This is a genomic window from Bradyrhizobium sp. 2S1 (assembly GCF_011516625.5).
Taxonomy (GTDB): Bacteria; Pseudomonadota; Alphaproteobacteria; order Rhizobiales; family Xanthobacteraceae; genus Bradyrhizobium; species Bradyrhizobium septentrionale.
In genome coordinates this window covers 1577744-1601535 of record NZ_CP147717.1, presented here as the reverse complement: position 1 = coordinate 1601535, position 23792 = coordinate 1577744, and the positions used below count along the sequence as shown (strand labels likewise).

Below are 23792 nucleotides of genomic sequence, written 5' to 3'. Positions count from 1 at the left end.
GGTCGCGCATCGAAGTGTCGCGCGTACTAGTTAGTACCGGCAGATAATGCCAGGGATCGTAGATGATCTGGTCACGCCGGAAGTGGCGCGGATGGTCGGCGACCACCTCGTCGCCCAGCAAGACGACAATCCGTTCGGCATGGGAGCGCACCAGAACCATCCGGCCGGCGGCGCGCGCATCGACGCTGTAGCGATTGTGATCGGCCATGATCAGGCAAGTGGTGCTGGCCCTAACGGCCTTCTCGACGAACCCGTCGAAGGGGCCGCGAAGCTCCATCAGGCTCGCGCGTTCTTCCTGGAACACGTCCCAGATCGGCCGATCCTTGAACTCCGGATGCCTGGTTCGTTTGGCGTAGGCGATGCACTGATCTTCCAGCCACGCATTCAGCTCGGCGAGACTCTTGACCCGAGGCTTCGGCCGGAACATCTGGTCACGCAAGTTGCCAACCTGGTTCTCGACCTGACCTTTCTCCCATCCCGAGGCGGGTGTGCAGGCCACCGGGTCGATCAGATGGTGCGAGCACATTTGCAAAAAACGGCGGTTATACCGGCGCGCCTTGCCAACGAAGATCGCCTCGACCGCCGTCTTCATGTTGTCGTAGATGCCGCGCCGGCAAACCCCGCCATAGAACCGGAACGCCTTGTCATGCGCGTCGAACACCAACTCCTGAGTCTCGCGGAAGTAGACGCGCACAAACGGCATGCGGCTGTGCGACAGCTTCATGTGCGCCGCCTTGACCGTCAGCGGCAAGCCCTGGAGCGTGATCGTCTCGTGGCTCCAGTCAAACTGGTAGGCTTCCCCAGGCGCAAAGCTCATCGGCACATAGGCATGAGCCGGGACCCGGGCGCGTTCGTCGCGCCAGGACTTGACGAAGCGATGCACGCTGTCGTGCGCGCCGTCATATCCGCGCCCACGTAATTCCTCAAACAGCCGCTGCGTCGAGCGGCGTTCCCGCTTCGGCAGATTAGCTTCGGTTCCAAGGATCTCCGTCAGAGCCTCGACCCAGTCGCCAAGCTTAGGCGTCGGCTGAACGCCCCGCGCGTATTTGAACTCGGTCTTGTGGCCCCGAATGACCTTGCGCACCGTCGCGCGCGATACCAAAAGCGTGCGCACTATCTCCTTGATGGAGCGGTCCTGCTCGAAATAGGCGCGCCGTATCTCGCCGATCTTGTCCACGCCAATCATCCCCATCAGCCCTTCCCGGCTGACTGAGGCCAAAGGGAAGGACGCTGACACACAACGTCAAAGGGGGGTCTTTATTGGACGCGAAAACCGCCCCTCAGGGGGGCATTATTGCAAGCGAATTTACAGCAATTCGTCGACGCTGAGTCGCGCTGGCGCTGCTTCCAGTCTCGGGGTCAGAGGCGTCAGCGAAATTTGCGCGGCACCCAGAGATGCGACGCGCTGTCTTGGCTCCGCCCACAAAGCCTTGCGGGGCGGGCTTGAAGAAAAGGGGCCGCATCTCTGCGACCCCTTGCCGGTTGCAATCTTACTCGTACTGAAATGTCAGCCCCGGCGAACCCAACCTAGAGTTTTCCACGCCTAATGTAATCCCGATAAAATACGGCGTATGCGCAAGACAGCCAATCGGAGGCCACACGGGGCGGGCGATCATCGGGCTACTTCTGCGTGGGGCCGGTGTGATCCTTTGAGCTTTAGTGCCCGCCCTATTCGTGAGAGTGCGGCTTTTGGGCCCGATTGATGCGGCCGCACATTTTGTCTGACGAGGCGCACAGGATCGCCTTCGGCTTTTCGCCGCCTGACGACCGGTACTTTGCAACGCGCTTGAGGGATGGGTTGGGCGAACGGGGGGCGGACGCCCCGCCGGTCAAGGACCGAGCGGCAGCAGCGCGCCTGGCAAGCCGCGGATCAGGTCGGCTTCGGGACATGCCGCGGCAAACGCAAGGCGAATGCGGCTCGTGGTCTCGACGACACGGGCAGCGAGTTTCAAGAGACGAAGACGCAGCGTCGCGAACTCGGCTGTGGCCAATTCCCGGGCTTTGGGAATCGCGTCGCGCACGGTCAGCATCAGCCAATAAGCGGCAGTGTGGAGAACGAGGCGGACTTGATTGGCGAGCGCCGAACGGCAGCTGGTGCGATCGGAGGCGAGCTGTGTCTTATGCAGCTTGATCAGATTCTCGGCTTGGCCGCGCGCGCAATACAGGCTGTCGTAGATCCACTCGGCCGAGCCGACATCGAGGCTGGTGACGACGAAACGGATGTCGAGGCCGAGCATCGTCGCCTCAATACGGGCGACGGTACGCCGTTCGCGATCCCAGGACTTGGCCTTGTGGCGCGTCTCGGTATAGCCACGCAGAACCGGCAGGTTCTCGATGGCGCGTCGCGTGCGGATGTCGTCGGCGGCCTCGTCGAGTTTTCTGGCGAGCGGCTTGGTGCCGGACAGACCGAAGATGTAGTCGATGCCGTTGGTCTCGCACCACGCCATTGCCTCCGGCCGGGCATAGTGCCCGTCGCCACGGAACGTAATTCGCGTGTTGTGCCACCGCGTCCGGATATGCCGTATCAGGCGGCGCAGGTGGGCCCGCACCTCGACGCCGCCCGGCGTCTTGCCGGGCCGCAGCACGACCGCCACGGGCCGGCTCTTCTCCGTGTCGTAGACGTGGATCGGCAGGAAGCAGCGTTCGTCATAATGAGCGTTGAACAGCGAGAGCTGCTGATGGCCGTGGACGACATCGCAGGTATCATCGATGTCGAGCGTGACGGATGCCGGCTCGCGCGGGTAGCTATCCATCCATGCGTCGACCAAAGTGTAGGTCAGTCGGATCACGTCGCGCAGGCGCGGAGCATTCTCCAGCCGCGACAGCGTCGGTTGGGAACACAGATCGCGACCCGTGTCCGGCAGCCGTCCGCAGGCCAGCTTGAATGCGGATCGGACCGCAGATGATCGAGGTCGTCGGCGTCCTCGTAGCCGCAGCAGATCGCGAACATGCGCGCGCGGAACATATCGACAAGGCTGTGCACGACCCGCGCGTCGGATCGCGCCGATCCGGGAACACCCGGCCAAATTGTCGGCCAAGCCGAGACGCCGCTCGGCCATCGCCAGAAGCATCACGCCCCCGTTCGAGGTCAGCCGACCGCCATCGAAGGCAGCTGTGACTTTCTTGGCGTGAATAGCTGGAAACGAGAAGGGCAGAATCGTATCATCGGTCATGGCGGGCCTGGCGTTCGCGGTTGAGGTGATGGGGTTGGCTTTGCAACCGAATCCTACGCCGCATCAGCGCTTTACACCACGCTCGCCAGCCTCTCAGGCGCACTCTGACGAATAAGACGGGCTAACCACTTTCAAATAGATCTTTGCGGGTGGCACATGGGAATTTCAACGAAGGTTTCCGCGCGTATATCAACACAACTCAAGAAATACCAAAAAGTGCTCGCGGCAGCGAAGCAGCGAGATATCGGTGAAGCGGACACGGTCACGATTATCACAGATTTCCTTTCCGACGCTTTGGGATACGACAAATATAAGGAAGTATCGAGCGAGCACGCGATCCGCGGGACTTATGTTGACCGCGTCGTGACGGTCGATAGCAAGAAGCGCTTCTTGATCGAGGCAAAAGCGATCGGTGTTGAGCTCAAGGACGCTCACGTCAAGCAAGCCATTGACTACGCAGCGAATGAGGGTGTGTCTTGGGTGGTTCTCTCGAATGGAGCGATGTGGCGCCTGTATAATTTAAGATTCGGGAAGCCAATCGAGAAAACGCTGGTATTCGAGATCGACGTCTTAGCTTGCGACTGCAAGAATGACGATATCATCAGCTGCTTCGGTAGTCTCAGTTCCGAGGCTTATTCGAAAGATACGCTGACAGAGCTGTTAAACGAAAAGCAGACAAGCAGTAAATATAGGCCACGAGTCAGTGCATGGTTTGCCAGCGCGTCGTCAGGCCACGCCTCAATAGCCAGATCACGATACATTAATAGCTTGCTGAAACTGAAGAATCCCAACTGTATGGCGTTGGGGTCGAGTTTCCAGCGATCCCGCGAGCTGGTGACTAGTTGCACTTCAGAAAAATAGTCGGATGGTTTCCAGTCTTCTTCGGTTTCAAGTTCGGGAAGCTTCCGAAATCGTCCCTCAACCGCTGCTGGAGCGGCAGGTTTGTGAGAACGTCTTCGTCCCGCACTCGCAGGTCGAATGTCGAAGTCCTGGCATTACGCACGAGTTCGACGGGAAGGAGAACGAGCGGCGCTTCACGGGGTAAGCTCGACGCCTTGTCCTCATACCAGGTCAGAAAGCCCATCGCGAGATACAGGACATTGACGCCGGATTCCTCCTCCGCCGTTTGGGCTTCCCGCGCTATCTTCAGCAGCTTTTTCTGCAGCGCATCAGGGCCGAGTCGCGTTTCAAGCCATGAATCGGTGTGGCGATCTTCGTCGGACCCTTGCTGCATAACGTCAACAAGGACGACTTCGCGGCTATCTTCAACCTTGTCTTTTCCGAGCGCGAAGAAGCGCATGGTCTTGCCACCGGAAAGCAAGGCATGAACATCATCGGAGCGCTCGTTCACAATGTTCAGTACGTTTCCGCGCGTGTTCGCGCGATTGACATGAACAAGGCGATTGCGAGTCCCTGTCTCGACTAGTCTGCGCCGCGTATCATCAAACAGCTTTATTACAGCCGACCGGGTTTCCTGATCCGCGCCTTTCGGCCGCGTGCCGACGCTCGCCAAGCTAATTGCTCCCCTGTAAGTCACTCTAGAAACTGGTCTGACACGTGAAAAGGAGCGCGCCGACCAAGAGAATGCATCGCTTAATCGACTGATCGTCAACCACACCGGCGTCGTAGCGGAGAATCGCGACCAGGTCATCCGCAAGCGGACCATGCTCGCGGACGGCGAGGGGGCATCAAAGATTCGGGCTATTGAGGTCGAGGAACGGGTTGCCAACGACGATAAGGCCCGCGCCATTGCATCATTCGACAGTGCCATGAATGAGTTTCGCCGCATATTCGTTCATAGGCCAAAAGTACTCCTTCAAGAGGTACATCTCTGCGGATTTTAAGCCGCTCTACGATCTCGTGAAGCGCATTATCGGAAGCCAAGATGCATCATTTGCGGATCTGGCTGATAAGGCGAGTACGGCCGACGACGAGATGAAGCGCGCGATGGCGCAAGTGGAGGAGATCGTTACGCGGGATCAAGATACGCGTCGCTTGGAAGACTACCGGAACTATTTCGAGTTCGAGCTGTTCCTGGAAAATCAAGCAGGTGAACAGCAAGCATTCTCGAAGCTGGTTGGGCTTCTGTCGGGAGGGCAGCGTCAGGCGCCTTATTATGTAGCCATCGCCGCCAGCATGGTGTCCGTTTATTTCCCCAAAGGCGGGCGCGAGGGCAGTACCGAAGGCATGGGTTTGGTGGCCTTTGATGAAGCCTTTAACAAGTTGGATATCGGTAACACCCAGAATCTCATCACGCTCTACCGTGATCTCGGGCTCCAGCTGGTCATCGCGGCACCCGAGATTCACCGTGCGACGTTCCTTGAATCGGTAGACTGCATCATCTCGGTGACGCGCATGAGCGGCACGGATCGCGTTGCTGTCGATGCCGAACGGATTGGCCCGAGAGCTCAGGCCGAGATGCAGGCAGCGAATCCGGAGCACCGCGGCGTTGAATGGTTCAGGACAGAGAGCGAGCAAGCGAAGCAAAAGGCGGCGGAATAACGTGAGCGCAGGCAGGGCACGCGACATTCTGGGCCTTCTTCTCGACCGCGTGGAACGTGTCCCAGATCGGACGCGCCAACCGGCCGAGCGCGCGCCCGCCGACTTTCCTTCTGCAGCGGAGCGTGCGGCATTTGATCGGCTTCTTGCCGACGCGGAACGCCAAGGCGCCATCAGCGTGGTCAAAGGCCGCGGCGAGGCGCGGCATCTGACCGAACGTATCCGATTGAGAGATGCCGTCCGCCTTTACGAGTTTCTTGGGAGGACTCCGGCGCACGAGCGTGCAAGAGCGGCGGTATTCCGACTGCAAGCGTCTGTGGCGCCGAAGCACACCAACGCAGCAGAGGCGCGAGACAGTATTATCGACCGATGGCTGCGGGGAGAGCGGCCATTCTCGATTGGCTTTGAGCAGACCGATCAGGCGGTAGAATTTATCACGGCTCTGGATGCCGTTCTAGCGCGCGATCCTATGGACCGACGCGATCTTCGAACGTACTCCGGGCAAACCACAGGCAATACAAAGCTCCTGGAACGCTACGCGTCGCGGATCATCAATTTCCTTAAGCAGATCGGAAAACTCGATGCCGATCTGTCTGATAATGAAGCCATGGCGAGCTTGGGCTTGGAGAAATTCTCGCAGCCAGTCCTAATAGCCGGTCCGGTTCGTCTCGCGGGCGTGGAATTCGCGAGCCTGGCTTACGTGGGGCTTCCCCCTGAACAAGCACCAGCGATCGAACCAGCTGGTCCGATCCGATCGATCCTCACGATCGAAAACCTCGCTAGCTTCAATCGGCATGTGCGAGAAGCGCGCCAGGCCAACGACGTAGCCCTCTACACGGGCGGCTTCCCCTCGAGGGCAGTAGCCGCGGCGTTGGTAGCGATTTCACGGTGGCCTGGAATTACCCGCATCCATCATTGGGGAGACATTGACGAAGGCGGCCTGCGTATCGCGCTGCATCTAACGTCCCTTCTACCGATCCCGGTCCTGCCTCATCTCATGCATCCTAACTTGGCCCGTCTGCACGGAACCCCCGCCAAGGCGTCGCGGAAGATCGATTTGCGACCGGGCCACCCGTGGCAGTCTCTGGCTGCTTTCTTGGGAGGGGATGACGCTCTATTTCTTGAACAGGAGAAGATCGATCCGGAGCCAACTACTACCGTTGAAGCTGTCTCATGATTTGTCCGGGTCTTACTGACAAGAGAATAAAGGCGCCAAATACACTATGATGGCTCGGAATATCGCCCCAGTAACGCGAACCTCAAAATGCCGAATGACGACTTGGTAAAACGGCTCGAAAGCCGCCTCCCGGACGATTTTTCCCGAGATTTGCTACGCGGAGCGATCGCTGCGCTGGCCCAGCAAAACGTTGCGACAAGGGCTCAGCATTTCTCGGTAAGCATGCGTGATCTCAGCGATCACATGCTGGAGCAACTAGCTCCGGATGATGATGCGATCAAATCCTGCCCGTGGTACGAGCAGCACCCTAAGCTGAAAGGTCCCACTCGCCGCCAACGCGCCTACTTCGCAAGCCGCGGTGGCCTGACGGACGAGTTTTTTAAAAGCGTACTAAAGCTCGATCCGAAGGAATTCCACACCGAGATAGGCCCTGCGTTCAACGAATTAAACAAACGCACTCATCTGAAGCCTGATACGGTTATCAGCGATCCAGCCGAACTCGTAAATCTCGCAAATGAAACTATCAGCGCGCTGCTCGAAATTCTCGAGGTGACCGAAGACGTCCGCAATGAGGTTATAAGCCGGATTGAGGGGCACCTCTATGACGATCGGGGCCTTCATAAACGAAACTATCGACAGTCTTGATCTGATCGCCGGGCATTATGAGACCGGGGGCGTGCTCTATGACGAAATGCGCGTCCTAAGCATCGATGGCGATTGCATTGGCTACGAGATCACCGGCAGCGTTGATGTCACGTTGCATTACGGTTCGGGGTCGGACGGCGCAATGATCGGGGAGAACTTTCTCTTCGTCTGCACGACGGCGGCCACCACGGCCGAACCGCTTCAGCTCCTCTCAGATCAAACCGAGATGAAAGTCGACACGAGCTCATGGCACGGCGAGCCGGAGGAGGAGGAAGACGCGTCATAACCAGCCACGCGGTAGTCGCATAACTTTGCCGTCCATCCGCTGAAGGCACCCAACGACATTGGCCCAATGCCGCTTTATCACACAACGCTCTTCTCAAACGACCCGCCCGGCGATGCCTTTGTTTCGCGCGGCGCAGCCTGGTTGTTCGAGAAAGAGTCGGGTCTGTATCACGGCCCGCTGAACCAAATGCACGAGTATTCGATGAAACTGTTCGAGCAGCGCGGCCGCGCCCCAACCGGCAACTACATCGCGGATGACGTGCCTGTGTACAGAGCTGGCTCCGCAAATTCGGACAGTAGCTTGAGTGGATTTTCTGCCTGACAGCGGCGAGGATTCTTGCCGCGAATCAGGAGCGAAGATGACGAAGAAGAGCCGCCGGATGCATTCTCCGGCATTCAAGGCGAAGGTTGCTTTGGCTGCGGTCAAAGGCGACAAGACGCTGGCGGAGCTGGCGCAACTGTTTGATGTTCATCCGAACCAGATCACGATCTGGAAAAACCAGCTCCTGGAAGGCGCCGCCGGCGTGTTTGGGCATGACAAGGCGTCGGCCGAGACGCCGGTCGATTTGAAGGCGTTACATGCCAAGATCGGCGAGCTGGCGTTGGAAAACGATTTTTTGTCCGGCGCGCTCACCAAGGCGGGCCTGCTGAGCGCAAAGCGATGATCGACCGCGGTCATGATCTTTCTATCGTGCGCCAGGCGAAGGTCCTGAAGCTGGCTCGCAGCACGGTCTACTATGAACCTCGGCCAGTTTCGGCCGAGGACCTTGCCTTGATGCGTCGGCTCGATGAGCTGCATCTCGATTATCCCTTCGCGGGAGCGCGTATGCAGCGATCGTTGCTGCGGCGGGAGGGCGTATACGCCGGTCGCCGCCACATCGCGACGCTGATGAAGCGCATGGGGATCGAGGCGGTCTATCGTCGCCCGAACACGAGTAAGCCGGCACCGGGTCACAAGATCTACCCGTACCTGTTGCGCGGATTGAAGATCGAGCGGCCCGACCAGGCGTGGGCAATGGACATCACCTACATTCCGATGCGGCGTGGCTTCGTCTATCTCGCGGCGGTCGTCGATGTGTTCAGCCGACGGGTCCTGGCCCATCGCGTCTCGATCACAATGGAGGCGGCCTTCTGCGTCGAAGCGGTCCAGGAGGCGTTGGCGAAGCACGGCAGGCCCGAGATTTTCAACACGGACCAGGGCAGCCAGTTCACCAGCCTCGAGTTCACCGATGTGCTGCTGGACGCGAAGATCGCCATCAGCATGGACGGCAAGGGCGCCTGGCGCGACAACGTGTTTGTCGAGCGGCTCTGGCGCACGGTCAAATACGAAGAAGTTTATCTCCGCGCCTACGACAGCGTGTCCGAGGCGCGAGCGTCAATTGCCAAGTATCTGGCCTTCTACAATCAGGGACGCCCTCACTCGAGCCTTGACGGGCGCACGCCCGACGAGGCTTACTTCGGCACGCAAGCTATGGTGATGGCCGCATGACCGTCGCCGACGATTTTGTCGTCGCTCTGGTCGGGCTACGCCCTCCCGACGCAACGACAAAATCGTAAGGCCCCGCGTTCAGCATAACCCGGCAGGAATCCACTTAAATCCCGCGGGGCGCTGTCCAAACAACCGGCGCCAGCTCTGTACTTCGATATGGAGATTATGATCCGGGCGCAGAAATCGTCGCAGGCGCAACAAGCCATAAACTTGCTCGGTTCGGCGATTGCCGTGCTGGATGGCTCGATCACGTTCATTCCGGAGCCGTTCAGCATTGAACCGCGGCCGGCCGACACGGCTGCGCCATCCAAGATGTTCATGAGCAAGGCCGGTCTTCTGCGCGCCTGTGAGCTTGCTAACCGGGCCAGCCGGAAGCGGTCATCAAGCTACGCATTGCATAAGCTCGCGCTGAGCTATCAGTCCTCGTCACCTCATCTCATGGATCTTCATCCGGGCGAATCCCCCCGGCGATTTCAGGTGCAGACCGATCCGATCTACCACGTGTATCTCGCCAACGCCGTCACGCTGGCTTATTCGGCCATTGAGGAACTAGGCCTTGAAATTCGCGCCAATGCGAAGAATCCATCGAAAATGCCGGACGGCACCTGGAACCCGGTCGTAAGGGCGGATATCGAGCAACGGCTTGAAAAGTCGGGCATCGATCTATCGGATACCCATCTATGGACCTTGCGCGGCCCCAAGACGCGCATCGAGAAAAGACGTCCTCCGCCTTCTGCAGGAAAACCAAGTTGGTCGCGCGGCAATGTACGTGACGTGAATGTCAGGTTGATCGACGCCCTTGCGCTCGCGAGCTGGCTGCGAAGCACCACGACAACCCATCGATTTTCCGAGACGGCGCGCAGCTTAACGGTCTATGACGCTCACAATGTCCAATCGCTCGCGCGTCATCTCATCATGGACAAGTTCGGCTTTTGGCAGCTGCAGATCAGAGCTGGCGTGCCAACAAGAAAGATAAGGCGTGAAGACGGTGACCGTTAAGGCTTCGATCGTCGTTCACCACGTGTCGAGCTTATTCCTGCTCCAGCCAAAGTGCTGGATAAGGCTGTCGCAAAAAGATTGTAGCTGCTCACTGATAGGACGGGTCGAGCCAGTTGCGACTGATAAGATTCGGTCGCAAGCGGAGTCAGATCTTCAACTGATAAAAGTTCTAACAAAACCTTATCAGTTGACGGCTGGCTAGCTTCTAGTAATCCTCATAAACTCAAAACTGGGGATGATCCGCGTTCGCGTTGACGTTCATACGACAGCATTTCGTTTAGCGGTCGGAAGTCGGCTCCGGCCTAGCATTCCGTATGGAATGCTAGGCCGGCATGAAAGCAGTCTTTACGTCGCCCCGACCGATTAGCTTCGAGAAACGGCGATAGTCCGAATGCTCAAATCGCCAGCGGCCGGCCGCGATCGCTGGGTGCACACCGGCTTTCTCTGCCGCCTCCAACACTTCCTCTGTGCTGCTATTCTCACCAATCGGCTTCCAAATGGCGGGAGGAATAAGGGCGTTGCGCGCGAACGCGTCCGCCTCGGCCTCGATGGCCTCAGAACTTGTCACATCCAAATCGTCAAGGATTACCTGTCGATCAGGACCCAAATGGCAAACCACGTAGCCCCGCCTTCAGCATAACCCGGCAGGAATCCACTTAATTTTCGGGGGCGCTGTCCAAACAACTGGGACCAGCTCTCGTCCCATTTAGAAAACCCACCCATGACTGGAGATGAAATGGCGAACACCACGCGACCAATCCGCGCCTCCCGCGCCGGGAAAGAACACATTGGGCAAGGTTCGACGATTGAATACAAGGTGCAATGCGGCAAACGCTTTCGTCTCAAAATCTTCTGCGCCTCTGAAAGAGCCGCGAGTTCCGCGTGTCGGGTCACGTCGCATTCCGATGAAACGCGGTTGGTCGCTTCTGCGATGACCTGTCCTCGAGAAGCAATTACGACGCCAAATGGCAGCTCTCCTTGCTTCACCCCTTGCCGAGCTAGTTCGAGGCATCTTTCCATCATTCGCAAATCTTGAACGTCAGCTTCTGATCTGCTCATGGTCGGTCCCTCGAGAACGCGAGATCGGTGTTGAGAATGCTTCGGGTTCTGTCGCTGCCGCATCAAATGACGGCGGCGCCGGAGCGACGAAAAGTGTTTCTGGCGCCGCTCATTGGCTTAGCGACAGACGTACGCTCCATTAACCAGCACGCGGACGCAAGCCGGCGCCGCTACAGCGGGTCGGCATATTGGCAATTGAACAACAGACTACAAACAATCTGGCTTGATTTGGATCAAGGACCGTTACTATTTCAAACACCACACAGACCACATGATGGCCGATTGTCGATGTCGGCCCAGGGGCAAACTCGGTAGTCGGAACGCGCAACCGTGACGTCCGCTTCACCCCAACGCCGGACTTTCGATAACCAGCGCGGCATGACCGAAAAGCGGCCATAACCGGAAGTAGCCGAGTGCCGGCGTTCATGGACGCGGATCAGCCAAGGTCGATACCGGAATCGCTCCTTCTTTACGCGAACTGGACCGACGCGCCGATGCGGTGTGCGTTGGTCAGCGGTGTACTACGCTCGATCCGGCGATCTGACGGCTGTCGTTGCGCAGCCTGCCGGCGAGTTCTGTAAGGGAGCTTTCTGCTGGTTGCGCGTAGGGCGCCGGGTCGAGGTTATCGATGCCGGTCGCCACAACCGAGACGCGGACGATACCCTCCAGGCTTTCATCGAACGATGCGCCAATGATGATGTTGGCGTCCTGGTCGGCCTCGTCGCGAATGCGGGTAGCAGCTTCGTCGACCTCGAATAACATCAGGTCCTTGCCGCCAGTGATGGAGATTATGAGGCCGCTGGCACGCTTGATCGAGGGGTCCTCAATCAATGGATTGGAAATCGCGGCCACGGCGGCGGTGAGCACGCGGTTTTCGCCAGAAGCCTCGCCCCTGCCCATCATGGCCTTGCCCTTCTCCCGCATTACGGCGAGAACGTCGGCAAAATCGAGGTTGATCAGACCTTCCTTGACTATGAGGTCGCTGATGCAGGCCACACCCGAATAAAGCACCTGATCGGCCAGCGCGAAGGCATTGGAAAACGTGGTCTTCTCGTTGGCCACCCGGAATAGGTTCTGGTTTGGGATGATCAGCAGAGTGTCCACCACCTTCAGCAGTTCCGCGACGCCGGCCTCGGCAAGGCGCATGCGGCGCTGGCCCTCGAAGTGGAATGGCTTAGTGACTACACCGATGGTCAGAATGCCAAGCTCGCGCGCGCTCTTGGCGATAATGGGCGCTGCGCCGGTGCCGGTACCGCCGCCCATACCGGCAGTAACGAACACCATGTGTGCGCCGGTCAAAGAATCGCGGATCGCGTCGATCGTCTCTTCGGCTGCGGCGCGCCCCACTTCAGGATGCGAGCCAGCGCCGAGACCTTTCGTCATCCGCGTGCCCATCTGGATGAGATGCTCGGCCTTCGACATGGTAAGCGCCTGTGCATCGGTATTGGCGACGATGAAGTCGACGCCTTGCAGCCCGGCCGCGATCATGTTGTTGACTGCATTGCCACCGGCACCGCCGACCCCAAACACGGTAATGCGCGCCTTCATCTCGCAAATATCGGTCATTTTTGCCTCACAATTGCTCCCCCGAGCTGGGGAATCAGAGGACACGGATTGCCATACACCAGGATTTTGCTCCGAAAGTGAGCGCGGCAAGCGCAGTCGCTTAGCAGACGAGCGGCCACTGGCGAGATTTTCAGGCACGCACCCTAGCGCGGCATATGTCAGCGTCTTGGCGAACACCGGCTGTTCTCCTAGAACGAACCGAGCGGCAATCGGCTGATGATGACCAGGCTATGAGGTTAGGCTAGGCCGCGATGGTTAACGAATTCCTAAACAGGCGAGCAGCATCTGCCACTTGAGCGTGACCGGCGGGGATTGCATCCCTCCATCTGACCTCATCTCGAACGTGCGCGGCCTCGCGGGCTTGCCGAGCCAATCTGTGTAGTCAACTCCGCGCCAATCGGTCGGCAAAGGAATGTCCCTTCCGGGTCAATCTCGTCGGCCCCCCTCAGTCGGTGACTTCCGGTCTACCATCGACTCCGGAAATGTCGCTGCAGTGCGCCAACTGACGCGACGGGCCGATTCCGGAATTCACCGTCCCCTCGGGGGACTGCCGCCTACCCCAAGAGCTGACATTGGTATGTACCCCGCGGAATCCTTTTTCGTGCCGCAAAAGATTTTTTGGGGGGCCTTATTACAAGGTCGCGGCGAATAAATCTCAGCGGCCCGGAAGGCCCTTTAGTTCATGCGATCCGCGCTCGGAGAATTTCAGGCCCGCACCTCACGAGATCGGTGACGACCCTTGATACCAAGACCTCGCTCGACTGCGATTGCGCCATTACTCGCGCGGCAGCGTGAACCGCAATACCCCCGATGTCCCGCCCTCTCAATTCGATCTCGCCGGTATGGAGACCTGCCCGCAACGGCAACCCGATTTGCTGGCTGGCCGAGCCGAGCGCCAGTGCACATCGGACCGCGCGGCCGGGCCCATCGAAGGTCGCCAAAATGCCGTCGCCGGTGCTTTTCACCAGAATCCCGCGATGCTTCTCGACCATCTGTCGCGCGAGTTGGTCGTGACTGTCCAGCATCCGGCGCCAGTTCTGGTCACCCATCGCGGCCGCGTTGCGCGTGGAATCCACGATATCGGTAAACAGGACCGTGGCGAGAATCCGCTCAAGCTCTGTCGAATAACCCGCAGGATGGCCGGTGACAAATTCCTCGATGTCGCCAAGCAACGCTTCTGTGTCGCCGGAAAAGAACGCGTGGTCGGCATTGTCGGAATAACATCAGGGATCTGCGCCGCCAAGTCACGGCCTGAGTGGACGATGCCACGGCCCGAAGCGCCCGTGTCACGATCTTTCGGGTTTTTTCGTCGCCCGACGATGCCATCCGAACAAGGAACTGGCCTGCGGGCCACGCCCGGAGCTGCGACACGTCCGCCATTTGCTCATCCGGGAGCGGCTCGCCGAACAATCCTTCCCGTTCGAGGAACGGCAGCCACGTCTCCAGCACGTTTTTGTAGAATACTGCTGGAGCGGGATGGCTCCCGGAATTTCATTCCGGAAGCTCTTCACGCCCTGCGCAGGAGGCATCTCGGCAATTTCTTTCGCGCGCCGTGTCAGCGCAACGTAGTGATCCTGCAACTGGGTCACGACCGCGCGAATCACCGCATCAACCTTTCGGCCGAATTCCGCACGAAACGTTTCATCAGCGTCCAGGCGCTCATGGAATGAGCGTTCAGGGACGGCTGCGCCGGACCTTGGAAGGCGAGCATGCGGGCGTTCCATGCCTCACAGGCCAGCCGGTCGGCGACCCAGCGAGCCTCGGCGGCTTGCTCGGCGGCGGCGCGGACCTGCGCGCCGTAGATTGGTTCGCGGGATTGGCTGCCCATGCCGACCATCAAAGCGCGGCGGCGGCCGTGCGGTAAACTATCAATCCGTTGGGGCCCGGCAGTCCGGCGAGATACCGGGTGGTCGGGTCTGGATGACAGGTGTTGCCGCGACTGCGCGCGGCGCATCGCTCTAGTACCTACTGTTCTTAAAGCGTGAGTCGTGATTCAAGGTCGGGATGATACCCGAAGCAAGAGAAGTCCACCTTTCGAGGAAAGATCGCAAGGTGCTTGAGGCGTGTTGCCGCTCCCCGGTGACGTTGCAGCGCGATTTGAAGCGGGCGCGGATAGTTCTGTTGGCGGCGGATGGACGCAGCACTCGGTCGATCGCCAAGGAAGTTGGGGTCCAGCCGCGGATTGTCAGCCTTTGGCGGCATCGCTATGCCGACCAAGGCCTTGAAGGGCTGCAAGACAAGCCGCGACCGGGCAAGCAGCCAATCTATACGAAGGCCACCGACAAGCGGATTCTGAAGCTGCTGGACAAGCCGCCGCCGGACGGGTTCGCACGCTGGACCGGGCCCCTGCTGGCCGGGGCGCTGGGCGATGTTGACGTCCAATATGTCTGGCGGTTCCTGCGCAGCCACAAGATTGACCTCGCGGCTCGTAAGTCCTGGTGTGAGAGCAACGACCCGAACTTTACGGCCAAAGCCGCCGATGTTGTCGGCCTCTATGTCGCCCCGCCCGCGAAGGCCATTGTGCTGTGCGTGGACGAGAAGCCCTCGATCCAGGCTTTGGAGCGAGCGCAGGGTTATCTGAAGTTGCCCAATGGCCGCGCCTTGACCGGCCAGAGCCACGATTACAAGCGGCATGGCACCACAACATTGTTTGCGGCGCTCGAAGTCGCCACCGGAAAGATCATCGCGGCGCATTCAAAACGCCGACGCCGCGTCGAGTTTCTCGACTTCATGAACAGCGTCACCGCGGCTTTTCCGAACCGGAAGCTTCACGTCATCCTCGACAACCTCAACACCCACAAGAAGAACGAGCATTGGCTCAAGGCCCACCCCAACGTGCAATTTCATTTCACGCCGACAAGTGCGTCTTGGCTCAATCAGGTCGAGGTATGGTTTTCGATCTTGCAGGGGCAGTCGCTCAGCGGCACCTCCTTCACAAGCCTCACGCAGCTTCAGGAGCACATCGATGCCTACGTCAACGCATACAACGACAGAGCCGAGCCCTTCGTCTGGACCAAGAAAAAGGTCCGTCAACGCCGTTTCAAAGGCCGCCGTATCACTCAGCTCTGATTCTGGGTACTAGGCGACCGCCTTGCCCGAGTTGCCCTCGCGCTCTAGCCGGGATTTGATCATCTCGTTGATCTGGCGCGTCGAGTTCACCACCCTCAGGCGGTGCTTCAATTCCGCCAAGGGCCATCTTGTGAGCAGTTGCACGAAAGCAAGGTTGGCAAACGACGACGTTGCGGTGGTGATGCTCTGAAAATCCAGCTCGACAATAACATCGCGCCGCGCCAGCGCGTTGCACAGCGCGTCGTAAAGGCGGCTACCTTGCTCGGCAGTATCTGCGCGGCCCGAAGTGCGAGCTACTACTATACGCTCTCGCATTTCCATCACCATTCGAGGTCTTCCCGGTCATCGGGAAGGGCTTCAATCGTATCCGTTCTGAGCACAATGTCGATAGTTGTTCCCGGGCAAAATCCGACGTTCGGAACGATGAACGGGCCGCCTTGCGGCGGGAACCGGACTATCGCGTTGAGCGAGTAAATCGAGACCGTTCCGCCGTTTACCTTGACGGCATTGAGGAGGTAAGCGAGGCCGATCCCTCGATTTCCCGGGGTCGTCTTGGTCGTGAATCCGGCCTCGGTAGCCTTGATGATGGCTTGCGCGTCCGACAACTGCGGCAGCAGGGTCCGGACCCGCCCGGGGATTCCGAGCCCCATGTCCGACAGGGATATGTAAACCAAGGACTCCCGAGGGAAGTGCTGCGCGCAGATGGTGCCTATGTCGAGCTGGGTGTGGTCCTGAATGTTGTTGAACAGCTCGGCCACGCAATTTTTGAACATGTAGAGCGACGCGGGAGAGATCGACAGGCGCGCAGCGAGCCAAGGAATTGCCGTGTCCCGGGCGGCTAGGCGGCATGCTGGCGACAGACCTGATTTAGCCGCCGGTGGCGGCGCTCCGGCAAGCCGCCGCCGGGTGCGAGATCGGCCCGTCGCTGTTCGCGGAAATTTTCGGCGCTTAAGCGGCTAATCGTAATTTGGCCTATGCGGCGAGCGTGAGCTCGGCATGGTGCAGCCGACGCGCGTCGTCGTCCGGGCTGACAGGGGCTGGTGATGGCCTTACGCGAGGGGGCCACCGAGGGCCGCCCGAACCAATTGAGCGAACGTCGCCCCGTCCCGGCTCGCTCTAACCAATGTGCGGCCGGGGTATAGCCGCATCGTTCGCACCCCGAAACCTTTCCGGGGCGGGGGACGGACAAGGGCATGGTCTCCGGTCCCGTTTTTTAAGACAGCTCTGTTGGGCGGGATCGGGGATCATCTCCCCCAAACTACCACCCGTTCAAGCCGGGGGAGCCTCCGGAAGAGCCTTTTGCGTAATGCTCTCAATCGTTTGGCAGTCGATGGTCAGCCGTACCGAGCCTTGAGGAGATAGGCGCGCAAGTCAACATCGTATCGATACGCGGCAGGGTCAGGCTCGCGATCCCCGGACAGCGCCAGCTCGTCTGCTGTGATGATGGTCTTGCGGCCGAGGTGCGCGATCTCGATGCGCTTGTAGGGTGAGGTGTGCCCGACAGGCACTGCTTCGCGATGGATCATGGCATGTCCCCGTACTGATCTCTGATTGGATAGGACCGGGGGTTTCGGTTTTCCTTTCTCCCGGTCCGCTGGCTCCCGGCCCCGTGGCCTCATCCAGCGCGGGGCCGGGGACGCTCTCAGTGGCGCAACTGAGGGCCTCATTGCTTTGTTATCTGGGTATGCGCCGGTTGATCGCATGCCCCACAGAAGAAGGTGTTACCGAATTCCAAGCGACTCACTTTAAAGCCCGCAGGAATGGCCTCCACCCTAAAATCAAAGGCTCCCTTTGGGGCCTTCGAAAGACGGGCAGCCCCTGACATTCCACAGTTCGGGCATGAAACTAACTCGGTCCACTGATCGCTGCGTTGCATCGTGTAGACTCTTCACTGGCGGACAAAGCGCGCGGCGCGACGGTTGTCTGATTGTAAAAGAGGTCGCCAACTGAGGCGGCCTCAGTGCACGATGAAGGCACCCGTAAGCATCACCGCGATAAGCAGAGTGCCGCCGAAAATAGCGATGCCAAGACTGACGCGTGCTGGGATTGAATATGAATCTAAATGGGGTTGTTCGATCATGCCACGCTCCCTTGTCGCTGGGCGGGGAGCGCGAACGCTCTCAATCACCGGTTGACGCCGTTACAGGGCGGTGATGGCCGAAGGTTGGAACAGCCGACGTTCCAAGGCTGGTCAATATTGCTCACGTGCCAAAAGAAATTGACGTGTCGTTAGCGAATTGGGGCGTTCCCGGATTCAAATTGGGAAAAATTGAACCAAGCCTGATACCGTGGAAAAAGGCCGCCAACTGGGGCGGCCTTCGACTTCTGTCAGATTGTGCATATTGCCCGGAGGGACCAAGACGTTCGTATGCGTGGGGCGATCATCATAACAGCAGTCGTATTGGCGTTCGCGTTGGCTTTGTCGCGTGGGCGCCAGCCCGATACGGATATCCTGCCTACGCAGCCGCTGCCTGCGGTGATCGCGCCTGACAAATAGTGCCACCCAACTGAGGCGGCCGGAAAACTTCAAATGCAGCCGAAGATCAAAGGATGTACCTGCCCGGCCTGCAATGGAACGGGCTTCCCGAAATTGTGGCGGGCTTCTGGGCTGGAATGTTGACTACCAACGGCGCATCTTTCGATCATGTCAAAGCCGAACGTTACAGAAGCAGATTTGAAGCGCGCCCGGAAGATTCATAACGCCTTGTGGCCCTTCCAAGGGATGGGCGGGGCGAGCCCGAACTGCATCATAAGTGCAATCGCCCGAGGCATCTCCGAGGGGCGTGAGCAAGGACTGGAACTAGCGAAGAAGGCTGCGGAATGACCGCCCCACTACCCAACTGAGGCGGCCTTACAGGAGATAAAATGACAGACGTCCCCTTCAAAGTAGGCGACCGAGTAAAGAAGCGCTCAGGTTACGAGTATCCGGGTTTCATCGTGTCGGTTTTTGCAAACCGAGCGGGGGCCGTTGTCGTGGAGGCGGACCACTGTGCCTTCTCCGGCATGTTGCACATCTTCAATGGCGACCAGCTTGAACATCGCTAGGGCAAACTAGGCCACTGCCGTGGTCGTGGCTGTCGAGATGATGACCGCTGGGCGGACCGTCGCGGCCATCCGCGACCGGTCGCCGGGTCCCTCCGCGCATGGCACCCTCCGCGGGGACCGCGCGACCGCGCCCCTTCAGCATATTTGCGTTTTTCGTGTTTCGTTTGCCCGATCCGCTTTTCAAAAGGGAACGCGCATGCGGCGCATCGATCTGGTCACGGCCACAATGCAGGGCTGGGCGCGGCTCGACCCGGCGCAGCGCGACCAGTTTTTTGAGGCGTTCGTGAGGCTCGACCGGCTTGAGCTGCGAGCTTGGCTTCGGCGGCGGCTCCAATATCCGCCGCTCGCGGCTGTCGATCCCGCCGCCTTCACAATCTCGGATGCCGATATTGCCTTGCTGATGAAAAACTTGCCTTTGAGGGCGGACGATGCCGATGGCGACAAGATCATCCCATAGGCATGGAACGCTTCCGCCCGAATTCGCCGCATGGATCGCGATCCGATCGCGCGACCCGGCCAAACGAGGTGTGCTCGTTTGTGCACTTCTACCTCGACGTCGGCCCGCGCCCGTCGTGGCGGCACCTGCTCATCCGCGACGACACAACCGGCGACTTTGGGCCGGGCAATGCCCGATGGCAGATTGCGCGGGGATATCGGCGGGCGCGCGCTCGACGATGATGGCGGGCATCGGAAACGCGTTGCTTGGTGACGCCGGGAAACTGGGGACTGGCCGAAATAGGCCACTCGCAGGAAACAAAACAGGTCGCCTTTCGCGAGGTCCGAACATCGGGCACTCCAATCCAAACCATTTTCTTTTGAACGTCATGATCCTCCACTACCACCCCGGCAAAGGACCCCCTTCGCCGGGGGCCGCAACCATCACTACTCTGCCTTCGGTGCTTCAACCGCAGCCGGTGCATCCGCCGGAGCCTCCACAGCCGGAGCCTCCGTAGGAACTGCCTCCACGGCCGGAGCAGCCTCTGGTACCTTCACTTCCTCTACCGTTGGTTCATCTGGTGTCATTGCGATCACTCCTCGGGAGGTTGGGAAAAACCGGCGTGGACACCTCCCATAAGCCCCGCCGATATTTCTGGCCATCAACACAAATATCGTGGGCCGGGGCCCGGCCCGTCACACCCGATTAATATCCCCGGTGGCTCTCCCCCGACCCCTCTGCGCCCCCCGGCTCTGGCACCGGGCAGCTCTCTGCTCAGGGTAGCGGATACATTTACGTATTTCTCACAGGAGCCGGTCAGCGCCGCCGCGATGGTGCGCAATCCTCGCCCGGCCGCCGCGCATCACCTCGACTGTCACGTCATCACTGCGACACAGTGCGAGCCATCAACGATGGGGTGTCCGCTTTTGGGGCCAAAGCCGGCGGGGATATCAGCACCGCCGCGGCAACCAGAGCGACCATACTGTGCCGCAAAACAACGCGAGCTAATGGTCAAAATTGCTCATTCATGAAAATTAAGCGAAACGGGATTTTGCCATCAGAGTAGGACGGCATCACGTCATCGCGCCATCACCACGTCGAGCGCGCCACCATCACGACGGCGGCAGGCAGCGGCAGGGCAGGCGCAACGGCCTCGGCGGGCTGCTCGACGGACGCTGGTCTGATGGTCGCCAGCACCTCGTCGGTGATGGGTTGCGGATCGTCACCGGCTTGCCGGTCGCGTTGGCTTCCAGTTCTGCCACCGCACGGGCCTGCGTGCCGGGCACGAGCGCGTCATCTTCATCGCTGGTGATGCAGACGACATCGGTGCGCTGAGAACCACCGGCCAAGCCCCGCCAGCTCACCACGGGCCACGCTGCGAGCCTGCGGCGGCCCTTAAGCGGCGGCCGGAACTTGATGCGCTCGCCGAAATCGATCGATACCCGCCGAACCAGGTTGCCGAGATCCTCGTAGCCGAAGTCCGGATCGCAGGCCGCGTCGCTGATCAGGATGAACTTGCAGCGGCGGCGGATCATCTCGTAGGCGCCGAGATTTTCGAAATGGCCGCCGTCCGACAGGTAGACATAAGGGTCGTTCGACGGCACCGGAGATCGTCACTGCACTGCCCCGATCGAAGGCTGCTTCCGCGCGGCGGCGCTCTACAACGGCGGCATGTCGCTCGGCACGCCGCGCTTCATCGGTTCGGGTGACCAGAAATGGCGGTCAGCGTCGCCACAAACGACAGCGCCCTGCGCTCTTGCAACTGCAGTTCCTGCGATGCCAGCGTGTTCAGCGCCATGTTGACGACTAGGAACTGTGGCGGCGGCGTGGGTTCGTGCTGTGGCTGCCCATTCACGGGCTCGGCTTTGCTTGGCCAGATATCGCGCAGCTTGAGATTGTCGCGCTCGTCGAAGTCCGTGAATTTGTTTGGCGTCCGGCCCGCATGCGAGGCGCCGAGGACCTTACGGATCAGGCGGTTGCGGTAGACGTTGTGCAGCGAGAAGCGGTTAATATTGATGAAGTGCGACGCCCCGAGCCCGGTGATGAGAAGGATGATGAAGGCCACTAACGTCCAAGCCATCGCCGTCAGAAGAGGTAACGGCTTCGTCACGAGCACATCGGTCACGGAAAGGGCCGAGCTCACGGGCGGAATCGACGGGTGCGCGAAATACGTCCGCGTGAGCGGCTTGCCGAACATCAGGTCGTCGAACTTCCACGAAATCAGGATGGCGGCACTCGCCAGGAAAACGGGCGTAGCGCAGCCGAGGATGATGCGGTAGGTGGCGGCGGTCCACGAATTGATCTGCTCGCGCACCATCGCGGCCCTTGACGGCGCCTTGCCGAGCACCGCGATCAGGATGCCGGCGAGACCGCCTGCGGCGGCAATGAGCTGCGGGCCGAAGTCGGCAAGTGCGAACATGGGTGGCGATCCGAACAGCACCAGCCCGGTAACGATAAGGAGGAAGCGTCTGCGCGGTTCGCAGCGCGGCCGTAAACTGCGAGGACGCGGCGGCAGTCACTGCATCGAATGCTCGATCAAATTGAGAGGTCGACGAAAGCCGAGCAGGGATAAACCTGATGGTTCAGCTGCGACAGCACAAGCAAGCCGATGCAGACGCGATATCTACGATCCGGCGGCCGCCAATGGGCTAAAGCCCGAAAGGCGCAGATCGCTGACGACTGATCGAAGCAGAATAAGACCCCGGCGCATACGTAGAGGTATTCGAGGTGCACGGTGTCTTGCCGACCTGCTTCTTGGCAGGGAAGGGCGACTACCCGGAAGACTACGCTTTTCATCAACATGAGCGGGTCGGATGCTGACCACCGATTGACCACCGAAAACCCCGTGAACAAACGGCGATAAAGGTGATCAATCGCGAGCAAACTTCATTGTTTTTGTTGATCTTTTCGTTTGCTATTTACCTTCGGGACGCAGGGGGCGCAGGTGGCCGAAACATCCGGTTCGAAACTACGCTGTGAGCTTCCGAAATGCGATGACCTGCGTCGGCGGCGCGAGGCCGAGAGCCGGGAAACTTTCACGAATTGTTTGAGCGACATAACTTGGCGCGAGGTGAGCGTAGTGCTTTTCCGTCATTCGCGTATCTGAATGGCCAAGTTGTCGGGCAATCACCGCCATGGGCACGCCAGCCATCGCGAGATAGGACGCGTGAGTGTGTCGTAGGATGTGGAAATTCACTGCGGGAATTATCCCAGCCACGTCACTTGCCTCATCCAGCGGCCGCTGTTGATGAGAAGTCCCCCACGGCTTTCCATCGCCCCTCAAAAAGATACGCTGGCCAAAGACAACGTTTGCTGTCCATTGCCGGAAGGCAATCCTTCCTTCCTCCGCGAGAACGACGTGCCGGTTTTTCCCTTTGCTCAACCGGACAGATAGCGTGCCGCTATCATCGTAGTCTTCGCGCTTGAGGCGCCCGAGTTCTGCATAGCGACATCCGGTATGCAAAGCCGCTGCGACTAATTTCCGAAAGTCCTGAGGACAGGCATCAACCAGGCGAAGGATTTCAGCAAGAGTGAGGTAACGAACGACCGCCTCGTCGACCTTCTTGAATGGCTTCACTTTACGCCAAGCGGTGTCTGACGACGCGCGGTCGGCATAAAAGGCTCGGTTCAGCGCCGCCTTGAGGACGGTAAGAATGCGATTGGCGGTGGCCTTACGAGCGCGGCGCGCGTCCTCGTCATCAGGGGTGTCTCGCGTGGCTGGCTTGACCGCGCCGCGCCTGGTTCGCAAGCGCTTGGGATCGGTTGCAATCTTGTTGCGCCACCGAGTCAACTTTTCAGTTGTCAATTCATCGACAAGGAGCGGCCCTAGGTCAGGCAGAATCCAGGCGTCGAAGACGTATTTTGCACCCTGCACGGCAGCCGGCTTCTTTTCGGCGGCAATCTCCGCCAGATAGTCGTTGACGGCATGCTCAACCTTGTACGGTCCGGTCCGCACAATTCCCGCCGCGACGAGGCGTTTCTGCTCCGCCCAAATTCGAGACTGATCCTGCGCCTGCCAAAAATCGAAGACCGTGACGCCATCGGCGTCAATGGTATCGTCGGCTGGACCAATCGCCTTCGTCTCATAGCCCTTCGTGCCACGATAAAAACTTGCAACCCACGAACCCGAACTTGCGCCGCGATAATAGCCAAGGCGCAGCCCCTTCGCGATTTTTGCAAAATACGGCGTCCGCCGCGCCGGCAACCGCGCACGAGCCGTACGGGTTTCAAGCGAAGAATGCCGCGCCGAGCGTGCCAACTGCCGTTCCCCATTTCTTCAAGTTTTCTTCAACAGGCCGTCGAAGATGGTCACGAACAGTGCCAAACGAGTACGAACTAAGCAATTGAAAT

At 59.5% G+C, this 23792-nt stretch carries 25 protein-coding genes and 1 pseudogene; 12 read left to right on the top strand and 14 right to left on the bottom strand.

Annotation, left to right across the window (positions count from 1 at the left end; translation table 11 throughout):
* Positions 1 to 55: 55 nt before the first annotated feature.
* Both istA and HAP54_RS07720 read right to left on the bottom strand, forming a co-directional pair.
* Positions 56 to 1186, bottom strand: a pseudogene (istA, locus tag HAP54_RS07725) (IS21 family transposase); the annotation flags it as partial.
* Positions 1187 to 1829: 643 nt separating this feature from the next.
* Positions 1830 to 3173 (bottom strand): IS1380 family transposase, encoded by a 1344-nt coding sequence (locus tag HAP54_RS07720; protein ID WP_224741340.1) that lies wholly within the window; start codon positions 3171 to 3173, stop codon positions 1830 to 1832.
* Positions 3174 to 3329: 156 nt separating this feature from the next.
* Here HAP54_RS07720 and HAP54_RS07715 point away from each other — a divergent pair, with 156 nt between their 5' ends.
* Complete coding sequence (locus tag HAP54_RS07715; RefSeq protein ID WP_210297550.1) at positions 3330 to 4034, top strand: type I restriction enzyme HsdR N-terminal domain-containing protein; 705 nt, start codon at positions 3330 to 3332, stop codon at positions 4032 to 4034.
* On the opposite strand, the gene HAP54_RS07710 is transcribed toward HAP54_RS07715, so the two are convergent.
* Positions 4012 to 4686 carry a DUF4011 domain-containing protein gene (locus tag HAP54_RS07710; RefSeq protein ID WP_210297551.1) on the bottom strand — a complete coding sequence of 225 codons (675 nt, stop codon included), beginning with the start codon at positions 4684 to 4686 and terminating at the stop codon, positions 4012 to 4014. The two genes, HAP54_RS07715 and HAP54_RS07710, sit on opposite strands and share 23 nt — an antisense overlap.
* Positions 4687 to 4946: 260 nt before the next feature.
* Here HAP54_RS07710 and HAP54_RS07705 point away from each other — a divergent pair, with 260 nt between their 5' ends.
* The 7 genes from HAP54_RS07705 (at position 4947) to HAP54_RS07675 (ending at position 10267) form a co-directional block, all read left to right on the top strand.
* A complete protein-coding gene (locus HAP54_RS07705) occupies positions 4947 to 5675 on the top strand; it encodes an SbcC/MukB-like Walker B domain-containing protein (protein WP_166299298.1) in 729 nt (242 codons plus the stop codon).
* Position 5676: 1 nt separating this feature from the next.
* Complete coding sequence (locus tag HAP54_RS07700; RefSeq protein WP_166299297.1) at positions 5677 to 6849, top strand: Wadjet anti-phage system protein JetD domain-containing protein; 1173 nt, start codon at positions 5677 to 5679, stop codon at positions 6847 to 6849.
* A gap of 87 nt (positions 6850 to 6936) precedes the next feature.
* Positions 6937 to 7494 (top strand): hypothetical protein, encoded by a 558-nt coding sequence (locus HAP54_RS07695; protein WP_166299296.1) that lies wholly within the window; start codon positions 6937 to 6939, stop codon positions 7492 to 7494.
* Complete coding sequence (locus HAP54_RS07690; protein ID WP_166299295.1) at positions 7451 to 7780, top strand: hypothetical protein; 330 nt, start codon at positions 7451 to 7453, stop codon at positions 7778 to 7780. The genes HAP54_RS07695 and HAP54_RS07690 overlap by 44 nt, the downstream gene beginning before the upstream one ends.
* 66 nt (positions 7781 to 7846) lie before the next feature.
* On the top strand, positions 7847 to 8101 hold the full coding sequence (locus HAP54_RS07685) for a hypothetical protein (RefSeq protein WP_166299294.1): 255 nt from the start codon (positions 7847 to 7849) through the stop codon (positions 8099 to 8101).
* Between the two features lie 37 nt (positions 8102 to 8138).
* Positions 8139 to 9268, top strand: a protein-coding gene (locus tag HAP54_RS07680) for an IS3-like element ISRj2 family transposase (RefSeq protein WP_166204126.1) whose coding sequence is annotated in 2 segments (ribosomal slippage) — positions 8139 to 8391 and positions 8391 to 9268 — 1131 coding nt in all. Because the reading frame shifts where the segments join, the coding sequence is not laid out codon by codon here.
* Between the two features lie 165 nt (positions 9269 to 9433).
* Positions 9434 to 10267 (top strand): hypothetical protein, encoded by an 834-nt coding sequence (locus HAP54_RS07675; protein ID WP_166299293.1) that lies wholly within the window; start codon positions 9434 to 9436, stop codon positions 10265 to 10267.
* Between the two features lie 585 nt (positions 10268 to 10852).
* On the opposite strand, the gene HAP54_RS07670 is transcribed toward HAP54_RS07675, so the two are convergent.
* The 4 genes from HAP54_RS07670 to HAP54_RS07655 all read right to left on the bottom strand — a co-directional run bounded on the left by HAP54_RS07670 (position 10853) and on the right by HAP54_RS07655 (position 14729).
* On the bottom strand, positions 10853 to 11326 hold the full coding sequence (locus tag HAP54_RS07670) for a nucleoside deaminase (protein ID WP_166299292.1): 474 nt from the start codon (positions 11324 to 11326) through the stop codon (positions 10853 to 10855).
* 510 nt (positions 11327 to 11836) lie between these two features.
* Complete coding sequence (ftsZ, locus tag HAP54_RS07665; protein WP_166299291.1) at positions 11837 to 12892, bottom strand: cell division protein FtsZ; 1056 nt, start codon at positions 12890 to 12892, stop codon at positions 11837 to 11839.
* A gap of 680 nt (positions 12893 to 13572) precedes the next feature.
* Positions 13573 to 14064, bottom strand: a complete 492-nt coding sequence (locus HAP54_RS07660) for an adenylate/guanylate cyclase domain-containing protein (RefSeq protein WP_224741341.1) — start codon at positions 14062 to 14064, stop codon at positions 13573 to 13575.
* A gap of 428 nt (positions 14065 to 14492) precedes the next feature.
* On the bottom strand, positions 14493 to 14729 hold the full coding sequence (locus HAP54_RS07655) for a hypothetical protein (RefSeq protein WP_166293469.1): 237 nt from the start codon (positions 14727 to 14729) through the stop codon (positions 14493 to 14495).
* Between the two features lie 167 nt (positions 14730 to 14896).
* Between HAP54_RS07655 and HAP54_RS07650 the strand changes: the two genes are divergently transcribed.
* Complete coding sequence (locus tag HAP54_RS07650; RefSeq protein ID WP_166204319.1) at positions 14897 to 15961, top strand: IS630 family transposase; 1065 nt, start codon at positions 14897 to 14899, stop codon at positions 15959 to 15961.
* A gap of 9 nt (positions 15962 to 15970) precedes the next feature.
* Here HAP54_RS07650 and HAP54_RS07645 read toward each other — a convergent pair whose 3' ends face one another.
* The 4 genes from HAP54_RS07645 to HAP54_RS07630 form a co-directional block, all read right to left on the bottom strand.
* Complete coding sequence (locus HAP54_RS07645; RefSeq protein WP_051346860.1) at positions 15971 to 16288, bottom strand: STAS-like domain-containing protein; 318 nt, start codon at positions 16286 to 16288, stop codon at positions 15971 to 15973.
* The gene (locus HAP54_RS07640; protein ID WP_166299290.1) at positions 16282 to 16719 is read right to left on the bottom strand and encodes a hypothetical protein; all 438 of its coding nucleotides are present in this window, start codon (positions 16717 to 16719) and stop codon (positions 16282 to 16284) included. Before HAP54_RS07640 ends, HAP54_RS07645 begins: the two co-directional genes overlap by 7 nt.
* A gap of 576 nt (positions 16720 to 17295) precedes the next feature.
* Positions 17296 to 17487, bottom strand: a complete 192-nt coding sequence (locus HAP54_RS07635) for a hypothetical protein (RefSeq protein WP_166214538.1) — start codon at positions 17485 to 17487, stop codon at positions 17296 to 17298.
* 431 nt (positions 17488 to 17918) lie between these two features.
* Positions 17919 to 18041 carry a hypothetical protein gene (locus tag HAP54_RS07630; protein WP_256375221.1) on the bottom strand — a complete coding sequence of 41 codons (123 nt, stop codon included), beginning with the start codon at positions 18039 to 18041 and terminating at the stop codon, positions 17919 to 17921.
* Positions 18042 to 18511: 470 nt separating this feature from the next.
* Here HAP54_RS07630 and HAP54_RS07625 point away from each other — a divergent pair, with 470 nt between their 5' ends.
* The 3 genes from HAP54_RS07625 (at position 18512) to HAP54_RS07615 (ending at position 19463) form a co-directional block, all read left to right on the top strand.
* Complete coding sequence (locus tag HAP54_RS07625) at positions 18512 to 18661, top strand: hypothetical protein (protein ID WP_166299289.1); 150 nt, start codon at positions 18512 to 18514, stop codon at positions 18659 to 18661.
* Positions 18662 to 18826: 165 nt separating this feature from the next.
* Entirely contained in the window at positions 18827 to 19006 is a 180-nt protein-coding gene (locus HAP54_RS07620; protein ID WP_029085151.1) for a hypothetical protein, read from the top strand.
* Between the two features lie 196 nt (positions 19007 to 19202).
* Complete coding sequence (locus tag HAP54_RS07615) at positions 19203 to 19463, top strand: hypothetical protein (protein ID WP_166299288.1); 261 nt, start codon at positions 19203 to 19205, stop codon at positions 19461 to 19463.
* A 1091-nt stretch (positions 19464 to 20554) separates the two neighbouring features.
* Here HAP54_RS07615 and HAP54_RS07610 read toward each other — a convergent pair.
* The 3 genes from HAP54_RS07610 to HAP54_RS07600 form a co-directional block, all read right to left on the bottom strand.
* Entirely contained in the window at positions 20555 to 21046 is a 492-nt protein-coding gene (locus HAP54_RS07610) for a hypothetical protein (RefSeq protein WP_166299287.1), read from the bottom strand.
* Between the two features lie 89 nt (positions 21047 to 21135).
* Complete coding sequence (locus tag HAP54_RS07605; RefSeq protein ID WP_166299286.1) at positions 21136 to 21861, bottom strand: hypothetical protein; 726 nt, start codon at positions 21859 to 21861, stop codon at positions 21136 to 21138.
* A 549-nt stretch (positions 21862 to 22410) separates the two neighbouring features.
* Complete coding sequence (locus HAP54_RS07600) at positions 22411 to 23700, bottom strand: tyrosine-type recombinase/integrase (protein WP_166299285.1); 1290 nt, start codon at positions 23698 to 23700, stop codon at positions 22411 to 22413.
* Positions 23701 to 23792: the final 92 nt, after the last annotated feature.

Coding starts and splice junctions, on each gene's coding strand:
- HAP54_RS07615 (WP_166299288.1), top strand. CDS start 19,203: ATGCGGCGCATCGATCTGGTCACGGCCACAATGCAGGGCTGGGCGCGG.
- HAP54_RS07670 (WP_166299292.1), bottom strand. CDS start 11,326: ATGAGCAGATCAGAAGCTGACGTTCAAGATTTGCGAATGATGGAAAGA.
- HAP54_RS07720 (WP_224741340.1), bottom strand. CDS start 3,173: ATGACCGATGATACGATTCTGCCCTTCTCGTTTCCAGCTATTCACGCC.
- HAP54_RS07625 (WP_166299289.1), top strand. CDS start 18,512: ATGTACCTGCCCGGCCTGCAATGGAACGGGCTTCCCGAAATTGTGGCG.
- HAP54_RS07630 (WP_256375221.1), bottom strand. CDS start 18,041: ATGATCGAACAACCCCATTTAGATTCATATTCAATCCCAGCACGCGTC.
- HAP54_RS07650 (WP_166204319.1), top strand. CDS start 14,897: ATGATACCCGAAGCAAGAGAAGTCCACCTTTCGAGGAAAGATCGCAAG.
- HAP54_RS07695 (WP_166299296.1), top strand. CDS start 6,937: ATGCCGAATGACGACTTGGTAAAACGGCTCGAAAGCCGCCTCCCGGAC.
- HAP54_RS07620 (WP_029085151.1), top strand. CDS start 18,827: ATGACAGACGTCCCCTTCAAAGTAGGCGACCGAGTAAAGAAGCGCTCA.
- HAP54_RS07635 (WP_166214538.1), bottom strand. CDS start 17,487: ATGATCCATCGCGAAGCAGTGCCTGTCGGGCACACCTCACCCTACAAG.
- ftsZ (WP_166299291.1), bottom strand. CDS start 12,892: ATGACCGATATTTGCGAGATGAAGGCGCGCATTACCGTGTTTGGGGTC.
- HAP54_RS07675 (WP_166299293.1), top strand. CDS start 9,434: ATGATCCGGGCGCAGAAATCGTCGCAGGCGCAACAAGCCATAAACTTG.
- HAP54_RS07690 (WP_166299295.1), top strand. CDS start 7,451: ATGACGATCGGGGCCTTCATAAACGAAACTATCGACAGTCTTGATCTG.
- HAP54_RS07655 (WP_166293469.1), bottom strand. CDS start 14,729: ATGGTCGGCATGGGCAGCCAATCCCGCGAACCAATCTACGGCGCGCAG.
- HAP54_RS07715 (WP_210297550.1), top strand. CDS start 3,330: ATGGGAATTTCAACGAAGGTTTCCGCGCGTATATCAACACAACTCAAG.
- HAP54_RS07685 (WP_166299294.1), top strand. CDS start 7,847: ATGCCGCTTTATCACACAACGCTCTTCTCAAACGACCCGCCCGGCGAT.
- HAP54_RS07645 (WP_051346860.1), bottom strand. CDS start 16,288: ATGGTGATGGAAATGCGAGAGCGTATAGTAGTAGCTCGCACTTCGGGC.
- HAP54_RS07705 (WP_166299298.1), top strand. CDS start 4,947: ATGAGTTTCGCCGCATATTCGTTCATAGGCCAAAAGTACTCCTTCAAG.
- HAP54_RS07605 (WP_166299286.1), bottom strand. CDS start 21,861: ATGTTCGCACTTGCCGACTTCGGCCCGCAGCTCATTGCCGCCGCAGGC.